At 40.3% G+C, this 24,017-nt stretch carries 25 protein-coding genes; 9 read left to right on the forward strand and 16 right to left on the reverse strand.

Annotated elements, in window-relative coordinates:
* Window positions 1-112: 112 nt before the first annotated feature.
* Both AC07UV_RS20015 and AC07UV_RS20020 read left to right on the forward strand, forming a co-directional pair.
* Window positions 113-292: a hypothetical protein gene (locus tag AC07UV_RS20015; protein WP_495185035.1), complete on the forward strand. Its 180-nt coding sequence runs from the start codon at window positions 113-115 to the stop codon at window positions 290-292.
* Window positions 249-467, forward strand: a complete 219-nt coding sequence (locus AC07UV_RS20020) for a helix-turn-helix transcriptional regulator (protein WP_495185036.1) — start codon at window positions 249-251, stop codon at window positions 465-467. The genes AC07UV_RS20015 and AC07UV_RS20020 overlap by 44 nt, the downstream gene beginning before the upstream one ends.
* Window positions 468-638: 171 nt before the next feature.
* Here AC07UV_RS20020 and AC07UV_RS20025 read toward each other — a convergent pair whose 3' ends face one another.
* The 4 genes from AC07UV_RS20025 to AC07UV_RS20040 all read right to left on the reverse strand — a co-directional run bounded on the left by AC07UV_RS20025 (window position 639) and on the right by AC07UV_RS20040 (window position 5,237).
* Window positions 639-953: a hypothetical protein gene (locus AC07UV_RS20025; protein WP_495185037.1), complete on the reverse strand. Its 315-nt coding sequence runs from the start codon at window positions 951-953 to the stop codon at window positions 639-641.
* Window positions 954-1,376: 423 nt separating this feature from the next.
* Window positions 1,377-4,067 carry a peptidase associated/transthyretin-like domain-containing protein gene (locus AC07UV_RS20030; RefSeq protein WP_495185038.1) on the reverse strand — a complete coding sequence of 897 codons (2,691 nt, stop codon included), beginning with the start codon at window positions 4,065-4,067 and terminating at the stop codon, window positions 1,377-1,379.
* Entirely contained in the window at window positions 4,051-4,824 is a 774-nt protein-coding gene (locus AC07UV_RS20035) for a GLPGLI family protein (RefSeq protein WP_495185039.1), read from the reverse strand. Before AC07UV_RS20035 ends, AC07UV_RS20030 begins: the two co-directional genes overlap by 17 nt.
* A gap of 110 nt (window positions 4,825-4,934) precedes the next feature.
* Window positions 4,935-5,237 carry a hypothetical protein gene (locus AC07UV_RS20040; protein ID WP_223578091.1) on the reverse strand — a complete coding sequence of 101 codons (303 nt, stop codon included), beginning with the start codon at window positions 5,235-5,237 and terminating at the stop codon, window positions 4,935-4,937.
* A gap of 502 nt (window positions 5,238-5,739) precedes the next feature.
* Between AC07UV_RS20040 and AC07UV_RS20045 the strand changes: the two genes are divergently transcribed.
* The 3 genes from AC07UV_RS20045 (at window position 5,740) to AC07UV_RS20055 (ending at window position 8,627) form a co-directional block, all read left to right on the forward strand.
* Window positions 5,740-6,339, forward strand: a complete 600-nt coding sequence (locus AC07UV_RS20045) for a GNAT family N-acetyltransferase (protein ID WP_495185040.1) — start codon at window positions 5,740-5,742, stop codon at window positions 6,337-6,339.
* A gap of 287 nt (window positions 6,340-6,626) precedes the next feature.
* Window positions 6,627-7,514, forward strand: coding sequence for a CorA family divalent cation transporter (locus tag AC07UV_RS20050; protein WP_346084822.1), 888 nt, complete (start codon window positions 6,627-6,629; stop codon window positions 7,512-7,514).
* A 189-nt stretch (window positions 7,515-7,703) separates the two neighbouring features.
* Entirely contained in the window at window positions 7,704-8,627 is a 924-nt protein-coding gene (locus tag AC07UV_RS20055; RefSeq protein WP_495185041.1) for a pentapeptide repeat-containing protein, read from the forward strand.
* Between the two features lie 133 nt (window positions 8,628-8,760).
* Here the strand turns inward: AC07UV_RS20055 and AC07UV_RS20060 are convergent, their stop codons facing one another.
* The 12 genes from AC07UV_RS20060 to AC07UV_RS20115 all read right to left on the reverse strand — a co-directional run bounded on the left by AC07UV_RS20060 (window position 8,761) and on the right by AC07UV_RS20115 (window position 21,371).
* Window positions 8,761-10,713, reverse strand: coding sequence for a KUP/HAK/KT family potassium transporter (locus tag AC07UV_RS20060; protein ID WP_495185042.1), 1,953 nt, complete (start codon window positions 10,711-10,713; stop codon window positions 8,761-8,763).
* Window positions 10,714-10,816: 103 nt separating this feature from the next.
* Entirely contained in the window at window positions 10,817-12,556 is a 1,740-nt protein-coding gene (locus tag AC07UV_RS20065) for a sensor histidine kinase (protein ID WP_282255737.1), read from the reverse strand.
* A gap of 1 nt (window position 12,557) precedes the next feature.
* A complete protein-coding gene (locus tag AC07UV_RS20070; protein WP_495185043.1) occupies window positions 12,558-13,679 on the reverse strand; it encodes a sensor protein KdpD in 1,122 nt (373 codons plus the stop codon).
* Between the two features lie 131 nt (window positions 13,680-13,810).
* On the reverse strand, window positions 13,811-14,377 hold the full coding sequence (locus AC07UV_RS20075) for a K(+)-transporting ATPase subunit C (RefSeq protein WP_282255735.1): 567 nt from the start codon (window positions 14,375-14,377) through the stop codon (window positions 13,811-13,813).
* Window positions 14,378-14,455: 78 nt separating this feature from the next.
* A complete protein-coding gene (gene kdpB, locus AC07UV_RS20080) occupies window positions 14,456-16,465 on the reverse strand; it encodes a potassium-transporting ATPase subunit KdpB (RefSeq protein ID WP_495185044.1) in 2,010 nt (669 codons plus the stop codon).
* 22 nt (window positions 16,466-16,487) lie between these two features.
* Complete coding sequence (kdpA, locus tag AC07UV_RS20085; RefSeq protein ID WP_495185045.1) at window positions 16,488-18,176, reverse strand: potassium-transporting ATPase subunit KdpA; 1,689 nt, start codon at window positions 18,174-18,176, stop codon at window positions 16,488-16,490.
* A gap of 109 nt (window positions 18,177-18,285) precedes the next feature.
* A complete protein-coding gene (kdpF, locus tag AC07UV_RS20090; protein WP_077436998.1) occupies window positions 18,286-18,363 on the reverse strand; it encodes a K(+)-transporting ATPase subunit F in 78 nt (25 codons plus the stop codon).
* Window positions 18,360-18,743 carry a DUF7674 family protein gene (locus AC07UV_RS20095; RefSeq protein ID WP_495185046.1) on the reverse strand — a complete coding sequence of 128 codons (384 nt, stop codon included), beginning with the start codon at window positions 18,741-18,743 and terminating at the stop codon, window positions 18,360-18,362. The genes kdpF and AC07UV_RS20095 overlap by 4 nt, the downstream gene beginning before the upstream one ends.
* 100 nt (window positions 18,744-18,843) lie before the next feature.
* Window positions 18,844-18,987, reverse strand: a complete 144-nt coding sequence (locus AC07UV_RS20100; RefSeq protein ID WP_282255730.1) for a hypothetical protein — start codon at window positions 18,985-18,987, stop codon at window positions 18,844-18,846.
* A 266-nt stretch (window positions 18,988-19,253) separates the two neighbouring features.
* Complete coding sequence (locus AC07UV_RS20105) at window positions 19,254-20,588, reverse strand: sigma-54-dependent transcriptional regulator (protein WP_282255728.1); 1,335 nt, start codon at window positions 20,586-20,588, stop codon at window positions 19,254-19,256.
* A 157-nt stretch (window positions 20,589-20,745) separates the two neighbouring features.
* Complete coding sequence (locus AC07UV_RS20110; protein ID WP_282255727.1) at window positions 20,746-20,949, reverse strand: hypothetical protein; 204 nt, start codon at window positions 20,947-20,949, stop codon at window positions 20,746-20,748.
* Window positions 20,950-21,107: 158 nt separating this feature from the next.
* Complete coding sequence (locus tag AC07UV_RS20115) at window positions 21,108-21,371, reverse strand: hypothetical protein (protein WP_495185047.1); 264 nt, start codon at window positions 21,369-21,371, stop codon at window positions 21,108-21,110.
* A gap of 188 nt (window positions 21,372-21,559) precedes the next feature.
* Between AC07UV_RS20115 and AC07UV_RS20120 the strand changes: the two genes are divergently transcribed.
* The 4 genes from AC07UV_RS20120 (at window position 21,560) to AC07UV_RS20135 (ending at window position 24,013) form a co-directional block, all read left to right on the forward strand.
* Entirely contained in the window at window positions 21,560-21,937 is a 378-nt protein-coding gene (locus AC07UV_RS20120; RefSeq protein ID WP_495185048.1) for a hypothetical protein, read from the forward strand.
* A 268-nt stretch (window positions 21,938-22,205) separates the two neighbouring features.
* Window positions 22,206-22,700: a c-type cytochrome gene (locus AC07UV_RS20125; RefSeq protein WP_495185049.1), complete on the forward strand. Its 495-nt coding sequence runs from the start codon at window positions 22,206-22,208 to the stop codon at window positions 22,698-22,700.
* A 17-nt stretch (window positions 22,701-22,717) separates the two neighbouring features.
* A complete protein-coding gene (locus AC07UV_RS20130; protein WP_495185050.1) occupies window positions 22,718-23,104 on the forward strand; it encodes a hypothetical protein in 387 nt (128 codons plus the stop codon).
* Between the two features lie 42 nt (window positions 23,105-23,146).
* A complete protein-coding gene (locus tag AC07UV_RS20135; RefSeq protein ID WP_495185051.1) occupies window positions 23,147-24,013 on the forward strand; it encodes an AraC family transcriptional regulator in 867 nt (288 codons plus the stop codon).
* The last annotated feature ends 4 nt before the right edge of the window (window positions 24,014-24,017 follow it).

A 24,017-nucleotide genomic window follows, 5' to 3' on the forward strand; every position in this document is an offset into this window, starting at 1 on the left:
TACTTAAGATGTTAATAAGCAGACCCTATTTACCGAATTATATCCGGAGTTTATACAGGCGTTGAAATCTCTCGACCCGAAAATTAGAACGACAGAATTGGAGTTTTGCGCTATGGCCTTTCTTAACTTTTCGACAAAAAATATTTCAGAGTATACCTATGTCACAATCCGGGCGGTACAGGTCCGCAAGAACCGATTGCGTAAAAAATTTGACATACTTTCGGAGGCGGATTTCAATAATTGGATGCGTGAACTCGCAGATACTTCTGTTCAAACACAAGTTCCTGACTAGGACTAATTGTTTCCTTAGGGTTATACGGTTGATGAAGAATTATTGTAAAGCACAACTGGCACATTTGGTCGGTGTGAGTAGGCAGACACTCAATGCATTGGAAGCGGAAAAATATATACCGTCTAAGGTCCTGTCATTAAAAATTTCTCGCATACTCGAACAATCTTTAGCATAATTGTTGAATAGGAGGAGAACGATTTTCTCGCCTGAGATACAGTATCTATTTATATGTACACAGTTTAAAAAAAAGCGGAGGCTAAAACTCCGCTTCAATTCAAGCTTTTATAACACTGATTAAATCTTAAAAACCTATTCGATAGTAGGTATGGATATAGATTTATCGGTATTAAACACCCCAAAACGCCCTACAGGCTCTGAAGAACGATCCGCAACCGCCATTTGTATAGGTCTCCGAAGTGTGCGTACCTACCAATTGTGCAGTATCATAATCATAAAAGCTCAAGACAAAAACACAGCGTGTAAGTCCGTTCTGCATTTCCGTTACCTCTTCGGTAACCTTCACCGTGGTGTTGGTTTTGGGAAGACGGTAAGTAGATGATTTGACAGTTGCATTTTTGTTGGAAGCATTTTCCATGGTTTTAGCCGAGGCAGCAGTTGATAGCACAGCTAGCGCTACCAGACTCATCGTTAATTTTTTCATTGTTTTTATTTTTTTTGTTATACGATTACATGCATCTGAGGCATGCTCTTTATAGAGGTAAAAGTAGGGGTTTGTTTATTTGTCTATATCGTTATTTATTATTTGTTGCTGGTCATTCAGTATTCGTAGTTAGTAGCCTATTATTCGTTTTAGTACGCTACATGTTCCAGCAGTAAAATGTATTCAAATGGAGAATAAACTGTTGAAATCTTTTCAACAGAAGCCAGCTTTGTAAACGAACTGGAAGTGATAGCCGAAAGAAAATGTACAAAATAGAACCTGAGAAACTCTGATGAAAGGCTTAAAACTTATTCTGAAAACAAGTGTCAGATTCGTGGTGAAATGGTAGAAACAGTTTCAGGAGAACAATATAATTTGGTACGAAAATAAGATGCAAATGATCATAGCTTCCCAATAAAAATTTTAGAAGCTATAATCTATCCCAAAGCTAATATAACCGGGCAACAGTTTATATTCAGTACTGCTGTTGTAAAGGTCGGTCAGTTCAGTATTTCTGAAAAAGCGGGTATTGAAGATATTTTTTGTAGTCATACTAAATCTTGTCCGGTGTTGTCGAAGCTCATAAGATAGGGAGAAATCCGAAAAATAATAGGTCTTGGAATCTTGAGCAAGGAAACTGCCAAAGCGATAGGACTCATTCTTTAGATTGCACTGTATGTTTTTACCCATGTTCAAAAATATATTCAGGAATCCACGGCTATTTTTTAAGGTATTCTTACTTTCTGAGCGATAGGTGATAGACTGTATCGTATATCCGGTATAGATATTTAATCGAGATTTCCATGTACTTCTGAACGATAATCCATAATCGTAAGTGTCTGTATGGATTTGTCGGTTGCCCAATCCGGTCACGACCGTTTCGTAATCTGCGCTATTTGCGCCTAGATCCAGCCGAAAATTTCCGCTGAGGACTTTCAGGTAGTAATTCAAGTCTGTTTTATAAAAGACGCTTTTTTTGTTTTTGAGCAATAGTTGTTGCGCGAGATTGAAATTGGGATCCAGACTACTCTCCATACCAACATAATCAAATAAAATCTGATGCCCGATATTGAGGTTGGCAAAAAAACGATCCGTCATACTACCATAGGTGTATGTTAGGGTAGCCCCCGAACTGCTTAAAGTAGCTATATTAGCCATTCCCTTTATAAAATTTCGAACTCCTGTGCTGTAATAGTTAGGGACGAGTTCAGTGAGTGAGGCATTCTGCTGCTGAAAATAGAGCTCAGTTTCCAGCCTCCCTTTGTAATGCACGGCCCATTTACCCAATAGACTGGGAGCAAGCTGCAGGTTATTTTTGTGGCTGCGTTTTCCAAAATCTGTTAGTCTATTTTGAACAATACCAACTTGCAGACGGGGTGTCCATTCCCATTTGCTTCGTTTAAAAGTATATTTGGAAATAAGATTGGTCTGGAACACTGCAAAATCCATCTGATTGGAAAATTCCTCAGGATAGATCTCGCTTTCCCCAGCCTTTCTTTGATCATCCTGCAGTATGAATTGGCTAATCAGTTGTTGCTGTTGATAGGCAGTGGTCAGGGCGAGCTCAAAAAAATCACCGTTTTTCTTTCGGTTTAGATAGTGCATGGTGGCGCCAAGATAGTCCAGGTTATTTTCGATATGCTGTTTTACCCCAGTTATATCCTCTTTCCCAAAAAGATCTTTGTAATAGTATCGATCGATACTGTAGTTTATAGGCGATTGCTGCTTTATCCAACGGATGGAACTGACCAAGGCCTCCCGCTCTGAAAACTTGTGGCTATAGCTGAGGTTGTGGTTGGTCAGGTAGCCTTTGCTTTTGGTCAGCTCTTGGCTTTGGTCACCATTAAAGAGGAGGGCACCTATATCTTTTTTCCCTAGAGAGCCGAGTGTACCACTATAGCTCAGTGTCGTGTGCGCATTGGGTTCGAACTGCAATTCTAATTTGGTGAAATAATTATCAATCTTGCGGGTGAACTGATAATCTTCGGTATTGGTAAATTGAATATCCTCTAAATGATAGTTCTGTACTGTATTGCGGTAGAATGATTTTTTTGTCGGATTTGCGAAGCCCAGCCATTTGATTTTAAACTGTGGAGCTGGGTTTAGAATGGTGTTGAGAGACAGTAATTTGTCATTGTTGAAGTTTGTTCTTTTATAGTCAAAACCGGGTAAGCTCGGGGTATTGTCGATCAAGCTCGGGGTGGATATTCCTACACCTATTTGTCCGGGCTCATCGGCCGAACCAGACTGGATCAGGTGATTGATGCTGCTAACGGCATCGACCCCATTGTTATTGGCGCTGCCCAATAAATAGTATTTGTTTTTCTTTCCAAAATTCATGAGGTTGGCATTGGCCTGATAATATTTTGGGCCTATAGGAACGCCCTGTGCATCCACCGAACCTAGCCACTGCGCTTTGCTATCTTCCTTCAATTGTAAGTTTAGGGCAACTTTGTTTGAGTTTTCGATGCCTTTCAATTGTTTGTTGTTGGAAAAGCGCTGCAGCACCTGAATTTTTTCCAGGGGCTGTACCGACATATTCTGTGTCAGCAGACGGTACCCCTTTTCAAAAAAATCGTCTCCTTCTACCATCACTTTCTCCACTTCCTTATCACCTATTTTGATGCTGCCATCCGTACCTACATTGATACCGGGAATCTTTCGGAGCAGATCTTCCACTGTGCGTTCATCACCCTGCAAAAAGGATTTCACCGTCAGTTCGATGGTGTCTCTACTACGACGGTAGGACTGTTTGGAATGGACAATCACTTCCTGTAATCGCTTCACACCCCCAGCAACCAACTGCACATCAATCAGGGTATCAGTCTGTGTTGCTGTTAGGGGCAGGGAAACTGGCGCGAAGCTGAGTGCTTTGTACAACAAGGTGAACTTTCCGCTTTGCACTGTTTGCAAATGGTATTTCCCTTCGCCATCGCTAAATGTATAGGCCAGCATTTTGGCATCAACGTCACGTTGTAATTCAATCCGCACACCGCCCAATACCTTTCCATTGGAGTTGACTGTTCCGTGGATTGTAATTTGGGCCTGAGCAGCTATACTTAGTAGACAAAACCCGATCAGGGTCAGCACTAGCTTATTAATGTTCCCATTCATATACTTGCTCCACACTACCACGGACTTTTTTTCCTTCTACGTTCACACCTTCAACTACAGGTATTTTACTATATAAAATGCGCATTTGCTCTTCGGTAATACGGTCATTTTTCTTGACAAATTCTTCTAGCGTTAGTTTCGGCAAAGACTGAATGTACGTATTATTGATGGGGGTATTGCCTGCATAAGGATAATTTACCTCCTTCAAATACCAGTAGTTGGGATTGGCACTTTCGTTGTAAAGCATCACGATAAGTCCTGGTAATCCACCAAATTTTGATGGTCCTACGGGTACGGGAATATCATTGGTATAATAAGCAACCAGCGTAGTGCCACGATAAGGTGCTGTTGCTTTGTGACACACGTATTTACCCAAGGTATCGACATCAGTATAGTTGGTATTCCAGACCAGAGACGGGAATTGGTCGGTCACTAAGTAATTAACGCCTTCGATAGAACGGGTCTCCAATTGTTGTGAAGAATTGTTTTGCTGTATCACGATCTTGTTGTAAAGCTTGCCTGAGCCAATGGTCATCGAAAATGTCGGCGCGACCTCACCGTCGATATCCTTGTTGATATCTTGGTTGCGTTTGGGTAGCGAATCACGAACGGCTATCTTCATCGTTCCGTCATAATAGACCTGTTCCTGAAAAGTCGCCATAGGCGAGGGCATATATTCATAGACCGCATGAAGCCGCTGTGCAAAAGAAGATCCCGAAAGGAACAGAAACAGAAAGAATATATAATATTTATGCATGTTATTTAGTTTGGTAAAAGCGGGGCTAAACCCCGCTTCAATTCGTGTTTTATAACACTGATTAAACCTTAAAAAAACTCATAGTAGGTATGAACACTGGCTTATTGGGATTATACTCCCCACCATTGTCTGCAAGCTCTGAAGAAATCTCCACAGCCACCATTGGTATAGGTCTCGGATGTGTGTGTACCTACCACGTGTAGATCATCAGAACTTAAAAAAGTCAAGACAAAAACACAGCGCGTAAGTCCGTTCTGCATTTCTGTTACTTCTTCAGTAACCTTCACCATGGTATTTGTTTTTGGAAGGCGATAAGTAGATGTTTTAGCCGTTGCATTTTTGTGTGATGCATTTTCAGTTGTTTTAGCCGAGGCAGCAGTTGAAAGCACTGCTAGGGCTACCAGACTCATCATTAATTTTTTCATTGTTTTTGTTATTTAATTGTGTTAAACCATCGCATGTTTTTGAGGCATGCCTTTATTGTACTGCGGTAAAAATAATAGACGGTTTTAATTCGTTATAGGGTTATTTATTATCCGTGTAAGGTGATGCATTATCCGCGGCTGTTAGTTTATTATTCGCTATGGCCCGATCAACCTTGAACTAAGGGATAGATAGGGAGACGCTGCTATGCAGAAATAGCCCGATGCATGTTGATTAGAGGTTTGAAGCATTTATTTCCTTCTCATAATGGAAATTTTCGCTATCAAAATGAAAGACTTTGCTCGTTATTTTTTTGAATGTGTTGCTTCATATTGCTTGTATTCAGAGTTATACAGCTCTTTTGTGTGTTATGGAATACTTTTTGGCATCAGCCTAAAATAAAAATAGCAAATGGATTGGCCGGGTATATACAAATATTAGAAGAACTTCCTGATGCATGGGAGACAGGTTTTGACAAATAAAATAAATGTTATGGAAACAGATCGTATAATCGTACGAACAGCGACAGCAGCGGACCTAAAATATGCGATGGAGATTTCAGCGGAAACGGCTTCATCAGCAAAAGCACGAGGTACAGGAATAGGGACACGGACCCCGCAGTCGATATGCAACAAGATCCTTGACGGTAATGCGGTCATCGCATTGACTCAAACGGGGGAATGGGTTGGCTACATTTACCTGGAAGCCTACAGCGAGGAGAAATTTATTTCGCATTGCGGTCTTATCGTCTCGCCATCTTGGCGACGTAGGGGCATCGCAACACTTATGAAAAGACAGATCTTCGAACTTTCGAAACTAAAATATCCCAAGGCAAAGATCTTTGGCATTACGACTTCGCTGGCTACTATGAAGATCAATTCAAAACTGGATTTATTTCCGGTCAGCTTTTCGGAAATTACTCAGGATCCTTCCTTTTGGAACAAATGCCAGAACTGCATCAACTACCCAGATCTAGAGAAAAAGGGATTCAAAAACTGTTACTGCACAGCCATGCTTTTTGACCCCAGTGCAGTACAAAATTTTAATATAGAAAAGACCCGAAGATCTTATAGTAGTCCGACCATCCATTGATCATACTTTATTCTGATTGAGCGGATTTATATATTGGTAAATCGTTATCTATCGCTTGACCTCGCCAAAAACCTTCTTTCCTTTATACAACGGAAGGGAGGTTTTTTATATATATAAGTTGACGTATAAGATGTTCATCATCTCAAAAAAAATTCTTAGCCGAGCAAACTAATCCATTGAAATATTATTAATTTCGAAAAGGAATGTAAGGGTGAACAGCCACTTAGCTGGGAAGATAGATGTGCATTTAAGATCAGCTTTTAAAGTAGAAGAAAATAAAAAATTCGATGAAAACTATTGACCAACATAGAACCCAATTTGATAATTTCGTTTGGATAGATATCTGTCAACCAGACAAAGAAAGTCTGAACAAAATTGCTGAGGAGTATCAACTAGACTATTTTCAGATAAAGGATAGCCTGGAACCAGGGCATCTGCCCAAGTTTGAAAGTCAACCCAATTATAATTTTTTGATATTGAGGGCATTTACATCCACCATTGAAAAGGGGGCAACGACAATCAATGAATTATCAAATAAAATAGCCTTTTTCTACAATGGACACAAGCTTATTACAATACACCGTAGCCAATTTGCTTTCTTAGACACCGTAAAGCAAAAATATGAAACCTCGGAAGAACTACTCGTCTATTTGATTTATAAAATGGTCGAAACTTACCAAACGCCATTAGATACACTGGACGAAAAGATCATTGAAATAGAACAAACAATATTTCTCAAAGATTATGCGCGGGTGTCTTTAAAAGATCTATATTTCCTGAAAGCACAGACCCGGATTACAAAGAAACTTTTACAGATTTTTCAGAACGTAACCCACCAAATTGAAGTGGCGGAGAATAATAAGACTGCTTTGCAGGATATAAAAGACAAATTATTGAATCTGATACTCAGTTATGATGAAGTCATCGAAAATGCCAACAATTTATTGACCACCTACCATTCTGTCAATGCCCAAAAAAGCAACGATGTCATGAAATTGCTGACTATTTTTTCAGCATTCTTTTTACCATTGACGTTTTTAGCAGGAATTTATGGAATGAACTTTGAAAATATGCCCGAATTGAAGTGGCGCTTCGGCTATTTTATCACGCTTGGAGTAATGGCGATTATTTCGATAATCATCTATTTATGGTTCAAACGCCGACGGATTATATAAACCTTCAATGCTATGCTGCGTGTAGTGTCATCAAAAAATAACGCCTATATTTTATTAAAATAGGGAAATACAACCAAGTATTGTTGAATACAACTAAAAGTAGTGTAAATACAACTAATGGTAGCGTTGTTTATTCGCCGCTATACTGGCCTGCAAAATAACTTTGTAGTATCAAAAAAATATAAAGACATGATGCTAAATTCTAAATCAATCGGCAATAAAATAGCCGAAGCAAGAAAGAAAACAAATCTTTCACAGGCCGAACTTGCTCAGCAGGTTTCGATCAGTCCACAAGCGGTAGGTAAATGGGAGCGGGGTGAATCGATGCCAGATATCATGACATTGAACAGGCTTGCTGAAATACTTACTGTAGACCTCAATTACTTTTCCGAAAGTTTTCATAGGGATCAGATTGACCATACGGATCGGGAGCCCACCGATCAGCAGATTTACCTGACTGAGCCGGTATCGAAATCCGAAAATCAGGTTGGCCGTAGCTGGGATATGTCGAAAGGCAACTGGGAAAATGCTGATTTCTCGGGTTTAAAGAATCTGAAAGAACAGTTCAGCTCTTCCAATATCAAAAATTGCAAGTTTACAAACGCAGATCTATCGGGGTTGATACTTGGCAAGAACAATATTGAATTATGTGATTTCTCATCTTCAGACCTCACAAACAGTAAAATACAATCTTCCAACCTGCTAAAGAATCAGTTTAACCGTTGCTCCTTTATAGATGCTGATTTTTCGAGGAGCAATATCGGAAAGTGTAATTTCTCTGATGCAGATTTTACCGGTGCCAGATTTGATACTGGCTGTTTTGAGAGCAATGAAATGACCAATGCAGTGTTGAAACATACTTCATTTAAAAATACGGGGATCAGTGATGTTATTTTTGAAGGTATAATCGAAGACTGTCATTTTGAGGGCTGTGGTTTTTATAAAGTTAAATTTCAGGGAGCCACAATCTTGAATACCTTTTTTAAATACAATAGCAAATTTAAAAAAGTAGAGTTCTCCGATTGCAAGGTTGACAGACTGACTTATGCTTTTCTGAAGAATAATGAAGCAAACTTAACGGGGATAACACTTCTAGAAGAATCAGCGTACTGATCTGAAAAGCTGCCCCCAAAAAGTGTTTAGCTTTTTGGGGGCATTGTGATTTTGGACACCCTTGTTTATTAAAAAATAACAGAGATCCTTACAGTAGTAGTAGTGTAGTTTCCGCTAAAACCGCTGTTGATGGTTATGCCTTTCGCTCTAACTTATTTTCGGCAAATGGTACGATTACTAGCGGATATTTCTCTGTTTCAATATTGCTCCTGTCCAGTCCAAAATTGATATAGTCTTTTACGGAGAAATAACGTAAGTTGTAGTATCCCTTCATAACGAAATTTTTCCAGAACGGCATTCGGTTATCATAGGAAAGAAAACTGTCCATAATCATAAATTTAAAATCCCCAATTTTGTTCTGTTGATAAGCCTGTTCCAGCGAATCTTCGACATCTACTTCATTCTTTTCGATCATATCATTGATGACCTGTTTAAAGTAATAGCCAATCCGGGGATCTTCACGGAACCCCAGATCAAATTGGATGTAATAGACATCGTTTCGGATGACAGTTTCGACTGAATACCGTTGTAAATAGGGCTCATCTAGAATATTGACATGTACAAACCAATAAATGTCAGCACGTTTTGGAAGACCGAATTTTAGGATCGAATCCATAATTGTTTTTTCGATCTTTTTTTCAGAATTTGAAGTCGTCAAATACACGAGATTGGTTGCATATTTTGGAAGTTTTTCGTCAGTACTCAATTTAGTCAGCAAGGGTAGGTGTTCCGATAGTTTGACAAAGGACTGAATATTGGATTTGATCTGCCGGCCTCTCCACCAGACGTACATCACGGTAAAGAGCGAAAAGCCCAATAGCAGAGTTATCCAGCCACCTTCTTTCACTTTAAGCAGATTGGCAGACAAAAAGCTTAGTTCTATCGCCAAAAAGATGAAGGTGATCAATATATTAAAGATAAATGGTACACGTTTGATACGCAGATAGGCATTGATCAAAATTGTGCTCATCAGCATGGTGAGGGTAACACTTAGACCAAATGCGGCTTCCATTCTTGTACTTTGTTTAAAATATAAAACCATCCCAACGCAGCCACACATCAGAAACCAGTTGATTGCAGGGATATACAATTGGCCTTTTACATCGCTTGGGAATAGTACAAGATGTTTGGGCCAGATATTGAGTCTAATCGCTTCATTGATCAACGTAAAACAGCCACTGATCAAGGCTTGAGAGGCAATAATGGTCGCCAATGTTGCAATCCCTAATGCAAACCAAAATATGGATTTCGGAACAATATGATAAAAAGGACTGAGACTGCCCACTTCTTCACCAACATGGTTGAGTAACCATGTTGTCTGTCCTGCATAGCAAAGTATAAGCGCAATTTTTATAAATACCCAGGTAATCCGGATGTTGTTCCGCCCACAGTGTCCCATATCGCTATACAGTGCCTCGGCACCAGTCGTACAAAGGAAAATACTGCCCAATAACCAAAATCCTTTGGGCTCATTGACCAGCATTTGATAAGCGTAATATGGATTCAGCGCTTTAAAGACATTCCAATTATCTCCAATAGATAGGATGCCTATTACAGCAATAAAGCCAAACCATATAATCATCAAGGGGCCAAATATCTTCCCGATTTTATCAGTGCCGAACTGCTGAAAAACGAATAGTAGGATCAAGATCCCAACAATAATGGGAACGGTATTAAAACCAGGAACAACGGCTTGTACACCTTCAACAGCCGAAGCAACCGACATTGGCGGCGTAATAATACCGTCAGCCATCAAAAAGGCGCCTCCTGCCATAGCTATAAAAACAAGCCATTTACCGCTGTAACGTCTGACTAAGGCATAAAGAGAGAAAATACCACCTTCACCTTTGTTGTTAGCCTGCAAGGTAATAAGGACATACTTGATCGTTGTCTGAAAAACAAGTGTCCAAAAGATACAACTTAAACTGCCAAGCGCTATTGCTTCTGTAATCACCCGATGATGAAAGACAGCATTGAGTGTATAAAGCGGTGAAGTACCGATATCACCGAAAACAATCCCTATTGCAATCAGTGAGCCGGCGAGAGTGATCCTCTTATGGAATTCTGCGGTGTTATGTCCAGACATAATTTAGTTTTTCCTGCAAATTAAGTTAAAATTTGCATTGAAATCTAGAGTCTTTTCTTTTTTTGCTAACTAGCACAAATTAGACGAAATATAGGACATCTGATTACACCGCTTTATTATCCATATTAAGTGTAAAATAAAAGGTACTTCCGGCACCGTATTCACTTTCGACCCAGATTCCTCCGCCCTGTGCCTCAATGAATTCTTTACTGATACTCAGGCCTAAACCAGTACCTTCTTTTTTGGTACCGGGAATACGGAAATACCGTTCAAAAATCTTTTTTAGATATTGGGGCTGTATTCCTTGTCCGGTATCCGAGACCGAAAACCTGACCTGATTATTCTCCCGTTCCGTTTTGATGGATATCTTCGAATTTTCATACGAATAACGTATGGCATTGGAAATTAAATTGGTCAGCACCCAAGCCGATTTTTCACTGTCGGTCACCGCTGTCGAGGCGTTCTCGTCCATTTCAATTGCTATCTGTATGTTTTTATTGTCGGCTGCAGATTTATTCGCGTTGACAGCATAGTCGATAATGGGCTTGATCTCCGATGGCAGCAGATTGATTTGTATGGAGCCGCTTTCGACCTGTGTTATATTGAGCAGCTCTCCCGTTATTTTCAGTAGTCTATCTGTATCGTCTTTTATCCCATTGATCAAGTCTTTTTGCTCGCCATTTAAAACCCCTACTTTTTCATTCTCTAATAGTTGTACGCCCATCTGAATGGATGAAATTGGCGTTTTAAATTCATGAGATACTGTTCCCATAAAATTTGTTTTCGCGAGATCAAGCTCTTTAAAGGGGGTAATATTACGCAATAGGATTACCTGGCCGATAAATTTAATATCTGTTTCGCCTGTCGGAACGATATTGATGTCGATTACTTCCTTCTCAAAATAACTTTCTTTACCATCTGCATAGATCTTTAACTGTTCTGCTTTGTTGCTTTTTGGCGCTGGTAGAAAGATATCTTTTATAATATCCCGGATCAGGTCATTGGTTACGGCGATATCCTGTACAGCTTTTCCAATGAAATCTTCTTTCCGCAGTCCTGAGATATTCAAGGCTTCATCGTTGGCAAACAGGACCTTTTTATTTTCGTCTATCCCAATAACAGGATCATGCATATTGTCGATCAAGGTTTCGATCCTCTTTTTCCCTTTTAGGATCTTTTCTAATTTGCTGTCCGAATATTCTTCCAGCTTCTCGGCCATGGTATTAAATGATCGCGCCAGATCTCCAAATTCGCTGTGTCCGCCGAAATTGACGCGTTTTGAATAATTTTGGCTGGCAATCTCCTTGATGCTTTCGGTTAGCTCTCGTATAGGATTGGCAATATTGGACGGAAGGTTGACCAATAATATGACTGCGATCAGAAAACATAATGCTCCTGTAAATGAGATGATCAGTATCGCTCTACGGGCGGTTTCATCTGCAATGTTACTTTTTCTGCTGATCGCATCCATATTAAGCCGCATTAATTCGGTGATGTCTTTTCGGATGGATGAGCTTAGTTGTGCATCGTCGGGTTTATTTTTAAGCGAATTGAAGTGCTTGACAATTAGGTTTGTCCTTTCGATCTCGCCGATTTCAGTCACATTTCCCATCTGTAGCGTCAAATTATTTTGAAACGTATCAATTGCCGCTGCATCCTTACTGATATCTTCCAGCGCCAGGAGCATATTCCGGGAATAGAGCAAGGTGTTGTAATTGGCAACAAGTATATTATTCGTGTCTCTTTTGAGCTGATTAACATACCATCCGCTAATAACAGCTAAGGCTACGATCAATATAAATAGGAGCCCTACTCCAAATGTTAATTTTGCTTTAATTTTCATTTTATGACAATATTACGAGATCAATATTTTCCTGGGACAATTTATTCAATAAAGCATTGAATGTATCGGTTGCAAGGATGATCTTAATCAGATTGATATGTGGTTTACCGATACAGACCGTCGTGATCATACGTTCTTCACATTCTTTAATAATGGCTTTGGTAGCGTTCTTGGCCTTTACCTTAATAATCTCAGCACCCAGTTCGGTGGCCAATTTAAAATTATTGATAAGGTGTCGCTGTTTATCCAAGGCGATCCGGTCCACGCTCTCTTTGGGAACCTGTACATACATGACAAACCACTTGCTATTATAGTAATTGGCTAGACGGGCAGTTTTCCTGATGACATTTTTGGCCGTATGTTCGTTTGAACTGATACAGGCCAGAAAACGTTCTTTTTTAACATTTCGATTGAGGACAACCTCCGTTTCGACCTTCCTTTGCACCTGTGAGGCGACCTCCTTTAATGCTAGTTCGCGCAGCTGCAGAATATGTTCACTTTTAAAGAAATTGTTGAGGGCTGCGGTTATTTTTGAACTTTCATAAATCTTACCTTCTTTCAGCCTATTGATCAGCTCCTCTGCCGTTAAGTCTATATTGACAACTTCATCGGCCTGGGCAACGACACTGTCCGGAATCCGTTCCTGCACATCAATACCTGTGATATCTCTGACTTCATCGTTGAGACTCTCGATATGTTGGATGTTTACAGCGCTGATGACATTGATACCGGCATCAAGGATATCCATCACATCCTGCCATCTTTTTTCGTTTTTGCTGCCTTCTATATTTGTATGTGCCAGTTCATCAACGATAACCACTTCGGGCCTAAGATTAACAATGGCCTGTACATCCATTTCTTCAAGCTCCTTGCCTTTGTAAAATAAGGTTCTCCTTGGGATAATGGGTAGACCAGCCAGCAACGCATGGGTTTCGATGCGCTGATGGGTTTCGATATAGCCGATCCTGACATCGATACCACTCTGTAAAAGTGCATGTGCTTCCTGAAGCATACGGAAGGTCTTACCAACTCCGGCACTCATCCCGATATAGAGTTTGAATTTACCTCTTCGGGATTTCTGAATCAGATTTAAAAAATGTTCTGCACTTTTTCTTTCATCCATAACATGTGATAACTTTTATAAACTTACAAATTCCCCTTAAACAAATTGCCAAGGGGAATTATTAATCTATCCGCCCTGCTTAGCCGAAATAGCGGCTAAACAAAGCCTGATAGTTTCATGGTTGGAGTTTTTTATCTGCTCGCCACCTTATCCAAGGCGATGTTTAGTTTTAAAACATTGATTTTTTGAGGGCCGAAAATTCCCCACAAAGGTTTTTCGGCATTGTCCTCGATCAATTGATTTATTTTCTGTTCTTCAATACCTCGTATCGTTGCGATACGTTTGACCTGAACTTTGGCTGCTTGAATTGAGAAGTTCGGATCTAATCCACTTCCGCTTGCCGTAATCAGATCGACGGGTATTTCGGATTTCTTGATGCCGGGGTTGTGTACCAAAAAAGTATCGATACGTGCCTGTACCTGACTGAGGTATTCTTCATTTGAAGGTCCTTTGTTACTCGCTCCCGAACCGGCAGCATTATAATTTACGGCAGACGGTCTCGACCAAAAGTACTTGTCGGCTGTGAAGGCCTGACCAATATTTGAATAGTACTTTTTACCATTATGCTCAATGATTTTTCCCTTTCCCGCGTTGGAGGAAAACTGGGCCATTCCCCAGACAGCTAATGGATAGATCACTGTAAAGAACAGAATCATAATGATGGTCAGCTTTATTGCGGGTAAAATGTGTTTTTTCATTTCAGTTATATTTATGAGGGTAAAATCAGAAAGAAACATGTTCTGTGAGATTTCATCCCTCTTGATTTATTTTACGGATTAAAAGAAAATGGCGACGAACATATCAATCACCTTAATACCTAGAAAAGGAACTGCAATCCCACCTAATCCAAATATGAGTAGGTTTCGGCGCAATAAGGCACTTGCTCCAATTGGTTTATAGGCAACACCTTTAAGTGCCAATGGAATCAGCATTGGAATAATAATGGCATTGAAAATAACGGCAGATAGAATAGCGCTCTCTGGGCTGTGCAATTTCATGATATTGAGTCCCTGTAGCGCTGGAATAGCGGTGATAAATAGGGCCGGAATAATCGCAAAATATTTAGCAACATCATTGGCAATACTAAAGGTCGTTAATGTACCTCTGGTCATCAATAATTGTTTCCCAATTTCAACCACTTCGATCAGTTTTGTCGGGTCATTGTCTAGATCAACCATATTTCCAGCTTCTTTTGCTGCCTGCGTACCCGAATTCATGGCAACGCCCACATCGGCCTGGGCCAAAGCTGGAGCATCATTTGTTCCGTCACCCATCATAGCCACTAAGCGGCCTTCGGATTGTTCTTTTTTGATGTAGTTCATTTTGTCCTCTGGTTTGGCTTCGGCGATAAAATCATCCACACCGGCTTTATCAGCAATAAACTTTGCTGTCAAGGGATTGTCACCTGTTACCATCACTGTTTTGATCCCCATTTTGCGAAGACGTTCAAACCTTTCGTGGATACCGGGTTTGATAATATCCTGTAGCTCGATTACGCCTAGGGCGATGTCATTTTCAGAAACTACTAGGGGTGTTCCTCCATTTTGGGAAATCGCCTTAACACTTTCTTCGACTTCTTCTGGGAATCTATTGCCAGCTCCTGTAACAAGATTTTTAATCGCATCAGTTGCACCTTTTCGGATACGTATGTTTTCATAGTCTATACCTGAACTTCGTGTCTCAGCTGTAAACTTGATGAATGCGGGGTTCTTCACTTCATAGCTCAGCGGATTAATACCAGCAAGTTCTATAATAGATTTACCTTCGGGCGTTTCATCAGCCATAGAGCTCAATACAGCTGCTTTTATTAGTTTCTTCTCATCAATACCATGTGCGGGGTGAAAGTGAGTAGCCTTGCGGTTACCAATGGTTATTGTTCCTGTTTTGTCCAACAACAATACATCAATATCACCTGCTGTTTCGACGGCCTTACCACTTTTGGTAATGACATTTGCGCGTAGGGCTCTGTCCATTCCGGCGATACCGATTGCTGAAAGCAATCCTCCAATCGTCGTTGGGATGAGACAGACAAATAGGGAGATAAAGGATGCAATGGTGATACCAACATTGGCATGATCCGCAAATGGTTTTAATGTCACACAGACGATAATAAATACCAATGTAAAGCCTGCCAGTAAGATGGTCAGGGCAATTTCATTTGGTGTTTTTTGTCTTGAGGCACCTTCTACCAAGGCGATCATTTTATCGAGGAAGCTTTCACCCGGTTGTGTGGTTACCTGCACGACTATTTTGTCGGAAAGCACTTTGGTTCCACCGGTTACAGAGCTTTTGTCTCCACCAGCCTCCCGAATGACGGGGGCAGATTCACCGGTGATGGCACTTTCATCAATTGTAGCAAGTCCTTCTACGATTTCACCGTCTGAGGGGATAATATCGCCGGCTTCACAGACGAAAATATCGCCTTTTTTTAATTGAGCAGAAGAGATCGTCTGGCCGTTTTTAAGTTTGGCTGGAGTTTCTTCTCTTGTTTTGCGCAGGCTATCCGCCTGCGCTTTTCCCCTTGCTTCGGCAATGGCCTCAGCAAAGTTGGCAAACAACAGTGTGAGTAATAATATGACAAATACGGCAAAGTTGTAACCAAAACTTCCCTGTCCTTGTGCTCCTGCCAAGGTCCATAAACTGACGATCAGCATGACCACAGTTCCGATCCATACAGTAAACATAACCGGATTGCGGAACATTGTTTTCGGGTTTAGTTTCACAAAAGACTGTTTCAGTGCTTCCTGTACCATGTCTTTTTGAAACAGTGATGTATTTTTGTTCATTTCTAATTTCTTTAATCAATGTTTAATAAAGTGAGAAGTACTCCGCAATAGGACCTAATGCCAATGCTGGGAAAAAGGATAGTGCAGCTACAATGGCTATGACAGCAAATACCATAAGTCCGAAAGTTGCTGTATCTGTTTTCAGTGTTCCATCTCCCTCAGGAATAAATTTCTTTTCAGCCAATAAACCAGCGATGGCAACTGGGCCTATAATCGGTAAGAAGCGGGACAGAATGAGTACGAAACCTGTACTGACGTTCCACCATATAGTGTTGTCTCCCAATCCTTCAAATCCGCTACCATTATTTGCCGCCGATGACGTGTATTCGTAAAGCATTTCACTAAAGCCGTGGAATCCGGGATTGTTCAGCGTTGCTGCGGTGTATTGCGGTAGTGCAGCTGCTAAAGCTGTTCCTACCAGAATTAGAAAAGGATGCAGCAGTGCGATAATCATAGCGATTTTCATTTCTCTGGCCTCCACTTTTTTACCTAAAAACTCGGGTGTCCGACCAACCATCAGTCCACTGATAAACACAGCGAGGATGATGAAAATAAAGAAGTTCAGGATACCTACGCCACAGCCGCCATAGAAGGCATTGATCATCATGGCAAGTAATTCATTCATACCAGACAGGGGCATGGTACTATCGTGCATGGCATTAATCGAACCTGTCGAAATTACCGTGGTCACGATACTCCAAAAACCGGATGCGGGCGCTCCAAAGCGGACTTCTTTACCTTCCATTGCTCCGAGAGAATTATCGACTCCCATCGCTGCAATCGCGGGATTACCTTTGGCCTCCATCATAATATTCGGAATAACAAGCAAAAGGAAGCCGATCGTCATGACACCAAATATCATCCAGGAGAGCTTCCGCCGCTTGATAAAGATACCCAGCGCAAAAATCATGGCTATGGGGATAATCATCTGCGCGACCATCTCGACCATATTGGAGAGATAGGAAGGATTTTCAAATGGGTGGACAGAGTTTGCACCATAAAATCCACCACCATTTGTTCCAATATGTTTAATGGCTATAAAGGCTGCAGCAGGGCCTCTTGATACTGCGACAGTATCACCTTGCAACGTTGTAATGGTGTCTTTTCCTTCAAAGGTCATTGGTGTACCTTCAAAGGCAAGGATAATAGCCACAACCAATGAAAGCGGCAATAAAATACGTGTACATGATTTTACAAAATAGTTGTAAAAATTTCCCAAAGTACTTGCCGTACGATCCCGGAAAGCCCTGAATACAAGTACAGCTGCCGCCATACCGATACCAGCGCTTACAAATTGTAGGAACATCAGCCAATATTGTCCCAAATAACTGATTCCGGTCTCACCTGAATAGTGTTGGAGGTTACAGTTAACGACAAATGAAATGACGGTATTGAATGCGAGATCCGCCGACATACTCGGATTATTGTCGGGGTTCAATGGCAGACTGCCCTGTGTCATTAAAATGAGCATCCCCAATAAAAACCAGATCATATTGATACTGACCATCGCAACCATTTGTTGTTTCCAGTTCATTTCCGTCTGTGGATTGATATCGCTGACTTTATAAAAGATCCGCTCTATGGGATTAAATATGGGGTCAAGTAGTGTTTTTTCGCCTCCATAGACTTTTGCAATGTACTTGCCTAATGGTATTGCAAGCAATACTGTTATGACAAACATTACGATTATTCCTAAAATTTCTGTATTCATTTCTGTTAATATTATTTAATTTCTCTACAAACTACCTGATGAAAGCCCGTGGCCCTTTTATCTACATAAGATTTTAACCTTTTTGTCCTCTTTCATCTGTTATAGTGATTTAAAATTTCTCTGGTTTTAGCAGTACGTAGCAGATGTAAATAAATACACCAATAGCTACCACAAATAGTGCTGTCATATAAAAGATTTTTGAGTGATATAGCTGTTGCTTTGCAACAAATAAATTTGTTTAAGATTTTTAGGAATCTGTTGATACATATAGATCCATTCTTCGGATGTGCATCTTCTTTTCATGCCCCGAAAAGAACGTACAAAAAGATTTTCGATGATATTGCGGACCTGTTCGTTCCCCCTTCTATAAAGCCATCCGATATATTTTAATCGAATGCCGATTTTTTCGATCTGGCCATTAGAAAGCAAGTAATTGATATGGTTCACAATGGCCTGAAATATCCCTGCGAAATTCCTTCGGGATGACAGGTCCTTGATTTCTTCTTTGATTTCCCCATAATGATCGGCAAGATATTGACTTGCGGATTGTTCATTTATTTTATTCATTCTTACTAGATTTTATCAAAAAAGTCAATTGACTTAATGAATAGACCGAAGCAGGCTACTCCCGCCAGCGTTAATATTAGTGTTATCATTTTGTTATTGATTAGACTGTACTAAAATGTTTTATCATTGCTCCAAAAATCAATACCACAAGCGTTGCAAAGAACAATAAGTGATAAGATTTTAACCATTTAGGGAACGATAGTGGCTCTTGTTCCTGTTCCCATTTAACATCTGTCTTGCTCATTTTTATTTATTTTATATCCGATATGCCAAAATGTATTCCAATAGTTTTTAGCTAGATGTAATTAGTTGTTTATTAGTTTGTTGAGATTTATTTCCTTATGCGTTAAAGACAAATAACCTATCATTTTGATAAGGTGGATTATCAAAATGATAGGTTATTGTTTTTTACATAAAAAGTGGATGTGTAGAGCGATCAAATTACTGCCGCAGACAGTAGTGGTGTATGTTATCGGTTTAGACTTCGCTGGGCGTAAATTTACCCATTTCTTAAGATATCTTATAGTGATCTATCTTTCGGTAGAGTGTCGCTAAGCCTATTTCTAGGAGTCTCGCCGTTTCTGTTTTGTTGCCGTGGGTGTAGTTCAGTATTTTCAGGATATGTGTTTTTTCTACATTGGCCATCGAAAATGTTGACATCATCGCTGTGTCTTTGTTGTCTTGTTGCAGGTCTATTGGCAGGGTATCTAAGGTGAGGATCTCATCGTCTGCTAATATCACGCTTCGTTCGATCACGTTTTTCAGTTCACGGATATTGCCTTTCCAGGCGTTTCTCTCTAATGCGTTGAGATATTCGTCTGTTAATTTTAATGTGCGTCGATTAGACTTTATAGAAAACCAACTGACAAAGTGTTCTGCCAATAATCGAATGTCTTTGGGTCTTTCGCGCAAGGAGGGAAGTGGTATTGCAAAGACCGACAGGCGATAAAAGAGGTCATTCCTAAAATTACCGAGTTCAATTTCATTTTCTAAATTGCGATTTGTGGCTGCAATGATGCGGGCATCTACTTTGGTGGGTTTGTTATCCCCTACACGCAGGAATTCACCTGTTTCCAGTACACGTAATATTTTTGCCTGTAGCTCTATTTCCATTTCACCGATCTCATCCAAGAAGATTGTTCCTTTGTGCGCTTCTTCAAAGAGCCCTTTCTGATCTTTGGTTGCACCTGTAAAAGCGCCGGCTTTATGTCCGAAAAGCTCGTTTTCAAGGAGCTCTTTGCTGAATGCTGAGCAATTGATTGCCACAAAATTGTGATTTGCACGTAAGCTGGCCAGATGTATTGCCTGAGCAAAAACCTCTTTTCCGGTTCCGGTTTCTCCGGTCAGTAATACAGTGGTCTCGGAAGTAGCGACTCTTTTGGCGAGATCAATTGCCTTAATGATGGATTTAGACTGTCCGATGATCTTATCAAAAGAATGTTTTTCACCGAGCTGCTTTTCGAGTTTTTGAACTTTTTTATTGAGCACGGCCTTTTCACCAGCTTTGTACAACAGCGGAATTATCCTGTCGTTGTCGTTCCCTTTGGTGATATAGTCAAAGGCTCCGTTTTTGATGGCATCGACACTGTCAGGAATATTCCCAAAAGCAGTCAAAAGAATAATTTCAACAGCGGGATGCTTACTTTTTATAATCTTGGCTGTCTCTACGCCATTCCCATCGGGGAGTTTGACGTCACATACGATGACATCTATCTCTTCCAATTCCAATTGCTTTAAGCCCGATTTAATACTGGAGGCCTGAAAGACCTCAAAGCCTTCGAAGCTAATAATTTTTGATAACAAGTTCCTCAACTTGTCTTCGTCGTCGATGATAAGTACTTTCACGTGATATAATTTCCTGTAAATAAAAGCATAGCAGTCCCAACATGTCCAATTTGTTGATCGCTTGAACATGTTGTCGCTTAGCTTTAAGTTAGTCTGTGTATTTGTGAATTTTGAGATTCAATAGCTTGCTTGATCGCTGAGAATATTATAAAATCACCTAATCAGGGTATCTTGTTATATTGAGCTTGTTTGAACTGTAATGGTTATTGTTATCCATTCTTTTTGCACCAAAATGTTTTAAAACTGCGCCAAAAGCGACTACTACGATAACGGCGCATAGCAGGAGGTGATAGGATTTAAGCCACTTTGGAAATGATGGCGGTTCCACTTCCTGTTTCCATTTTACATTCAATCTGTTCATTTCTGATTTATATTAGTTTTATTTTAAATCAAAATTTACTCCAGTAATAGGTTTTTATTTGTAATATGTTGTTGTTTAGTTTGTTGTGTTTTACTTGATGCCGTCATTGATTGAATAGATGCCTATCATTTTGAGAGGGTAATTTTCAAAATGATAGGCTATTGTTCCTGTAGCAATTGGATAAGTTTAAGAAATTCAATAATCTTTGAAAATCCCTCTTTCTCACTGAGGCTTTCCATCAGCGTATGCGCCTTATCTTTAGTTTCACCATAAAAACGGAGGCCACGTTGGGCTTTACGGATAAAATGCTGCATCGCTTGGATGGTCTGATGTTCGTCGGTCAGCTGGAGTAAAAAATCTGCAGGAAAATAGATCGCAATTGCATACCATACATCGGTATGTGTGCTTGATAAACTTGGCATGCCTGATGGTATGTGTATAAGGCTCCTTTACCTAATTGTATGTTCACAATTCAAGTTCGAAAGCACTTGCCCTGAAGAATGCATTTATTTCCTCTCTTTAAATACTATAGACTAGTAGTTTTTTGTTACTTCCAAAATTATTGTACCTTCAATGACAACAATTATTATATTTGCTATACTGTCAATTCATGAAAGCGAAACAATTCATATGGATCTTACTGCCATTGATGCTCCTCCAGAGTTTCTCTACGGTATGGGTATGGACTGTTTTTGAACTCAATAGAGACTATATTGCCAAAAATGAATGTATCAACCGTTTTAACGAAAAGGCTCTTTCCTGTAGAGGGCAATGTATCTTGATGAAAAAGATGCGTGAACATGAAGAAAAAGAGCAGAAGAAACTCGAGACACGCATCATCGATGTTGTTTTTATCAACAACAGCCTGAATTTTACCTTTGACAGTTCTTCATTTGAGGGAGCTTATATTAAACTTGCCTTTGCAGAACTCAAAGAAGATTATGCTTACCGCCCCATCTTTTCTATTTTCCACCCTCCACTCGTTTAATACCTTTTTAACGAATTTATTGGATGCAAAAATTGGCGTTTTATGTAAACGGTCCAATCTGTATGTGTTTTCCTTAGAAGAATAACTGTACTCATGCTGCTATGTGATTTATAAAACGGTTGGAATATTCTTCGTCTAAGAAAGAAGTCCCTTTGGCGCTATTGATCTGGCTGAATAAGGCTTATTGATGGCGATCGAATATCCTATTGATCGAAGGGTAGCACATGGGAATACTGTATACTGTTTTAAATAATTAGAAAAGAGAGTAATGAAAAATAGAATCACAATAATCCTTTCCTGTTTTGGCTTTATCGTTCTGCTTGCCTGTGCGGATAACGGGGATAAGAAAAAGGTATCAACGGACAAAGCTGCTGTGCCGGTGGCGCCATCTCCAGCAACCGAGATCTTGGACTATAAAACCGATGGAACAAAAGGGGTAGGTCCTGTTGCATCTTTTGAGCACAAACCCTTTGATGCGCAGCTTGCCAATAAGGGGGTAGAGCTATTTGTCTCCAAATGTGCCATGTGTCATGGTTTTGATCGCACCTTGGTAGGTCCGTCATTAGATGGGGTTGTCAAACGCCGTACACCGGAATGGATCATGAATATGATGCTCGATCCGGCAACAATGCTTGAAAAAGATCCTGATGCAAAATCATTGAGCAAGGAGTTTGCGTCACCCATGATCAGTCTGGGGTTGCAACAGGAAGATGCACGCGCAATTTTGGAGTACCTTCGCGAACGGAATAGCACAACGAAATAAAGAAATAATCTATATTGATGAAATCCTACAAGCTGAAAGGACTGTTCTGTCTGTTGATGGCCTGGGCACTTTGCCTACAGGCGACCAATCTGTTGTGGGTATTTATTGGCTTTGAATGCAATCGGGATTATATCGAGCAGCAGCTATGTGTCTATCGGTATAAACCTGCGGCTACTTGTAAGGGCTTCTGCTACCTGAGTGAGAAAACAGTGGAACAACAAGATGCCAGCGATGTGCTGATCAAAGTGAAAAGTGCTGAGATACCGCTGTTTGTGCAGCTTGTTTATGAGCTGACCCAGCAGCAACCCTTTACCCGAATTTTAAGAATAACCCATCCGCTAACGGAAGGCAATCCCTTGTGTCAGGGGATCTTTGACCGGATTTTTAAACCTCCAATCGCATAACCATTCCCTTTAAATTTTTTATTGAAGAAAAAGAATAAGATCATGGTAATACGAAAAGAAAAACTAGATTTTTTAAGACTAGAAAATATTGATTCGGCTTCCAATAGGATTGTTATTATGCCTATCGCCGAATATTTACATGCCAAAGCTCAACAAAAGACATTGCACGCGCATTCATACTATAGTGTGTTGCTGATTAAGAGTGGTGGCCTGACGATGGTGGCAGATAAAAGAATGTATGCCATGGGCAGGCATGATATTCTGAGCATCAGCGCCGATTGTGTCTGTAGCTTCCTGCATAATATACCTGTCGAAGGAAGTATTGTCCTTTTTACGGAGTCCTTTTTTATGCAGCGCTACAATATGGAAAGGACACACTACTTTAACTATTTAAAATGTAACGGGATGAACGGCTTTGTATTGACCAGTGAAGACATCGAAAGATGTCGCCACCTGATGGAGCTGATGCAGAATGAATATCATACAGCAAAATTGGACTCACGAGAGTTGCTACACAACCACCTGGATAGTTTGCTACAGCTGTTGGGGCACCGGATTACAAAAAATATCGGCGCTGTGCGGATGGACGAAAAGGAGGAACGGATAATGACTTTCGAGACTTTGGTAGACGAAAATTATAGAGAGAAGCGATTCCCGTCTTTTTATGCCGAAAGACTGAATATGTCAGTCAATCATCTCAACCGCATTTGCCGCGAAAAGAGAGCTGCAAATTGTGGTACACTGATCCGAAATCGGATCATATTAGAGGCAGAACATCTGCTGTATCATACGTTTAAAACGGTTAGGGAAATAGCCATTGAACTAGGCTTTGACAATGTGCCTTATTTTATTACATTTTTTAAAGCCAAGAAAGGGCAGAGCCCCGAGGAATTTAGGAAAAACCAATAGGCGA

Source organism: Sphingobacterium sp. GW821-FHT03E03, assembly GCF_059420745.1.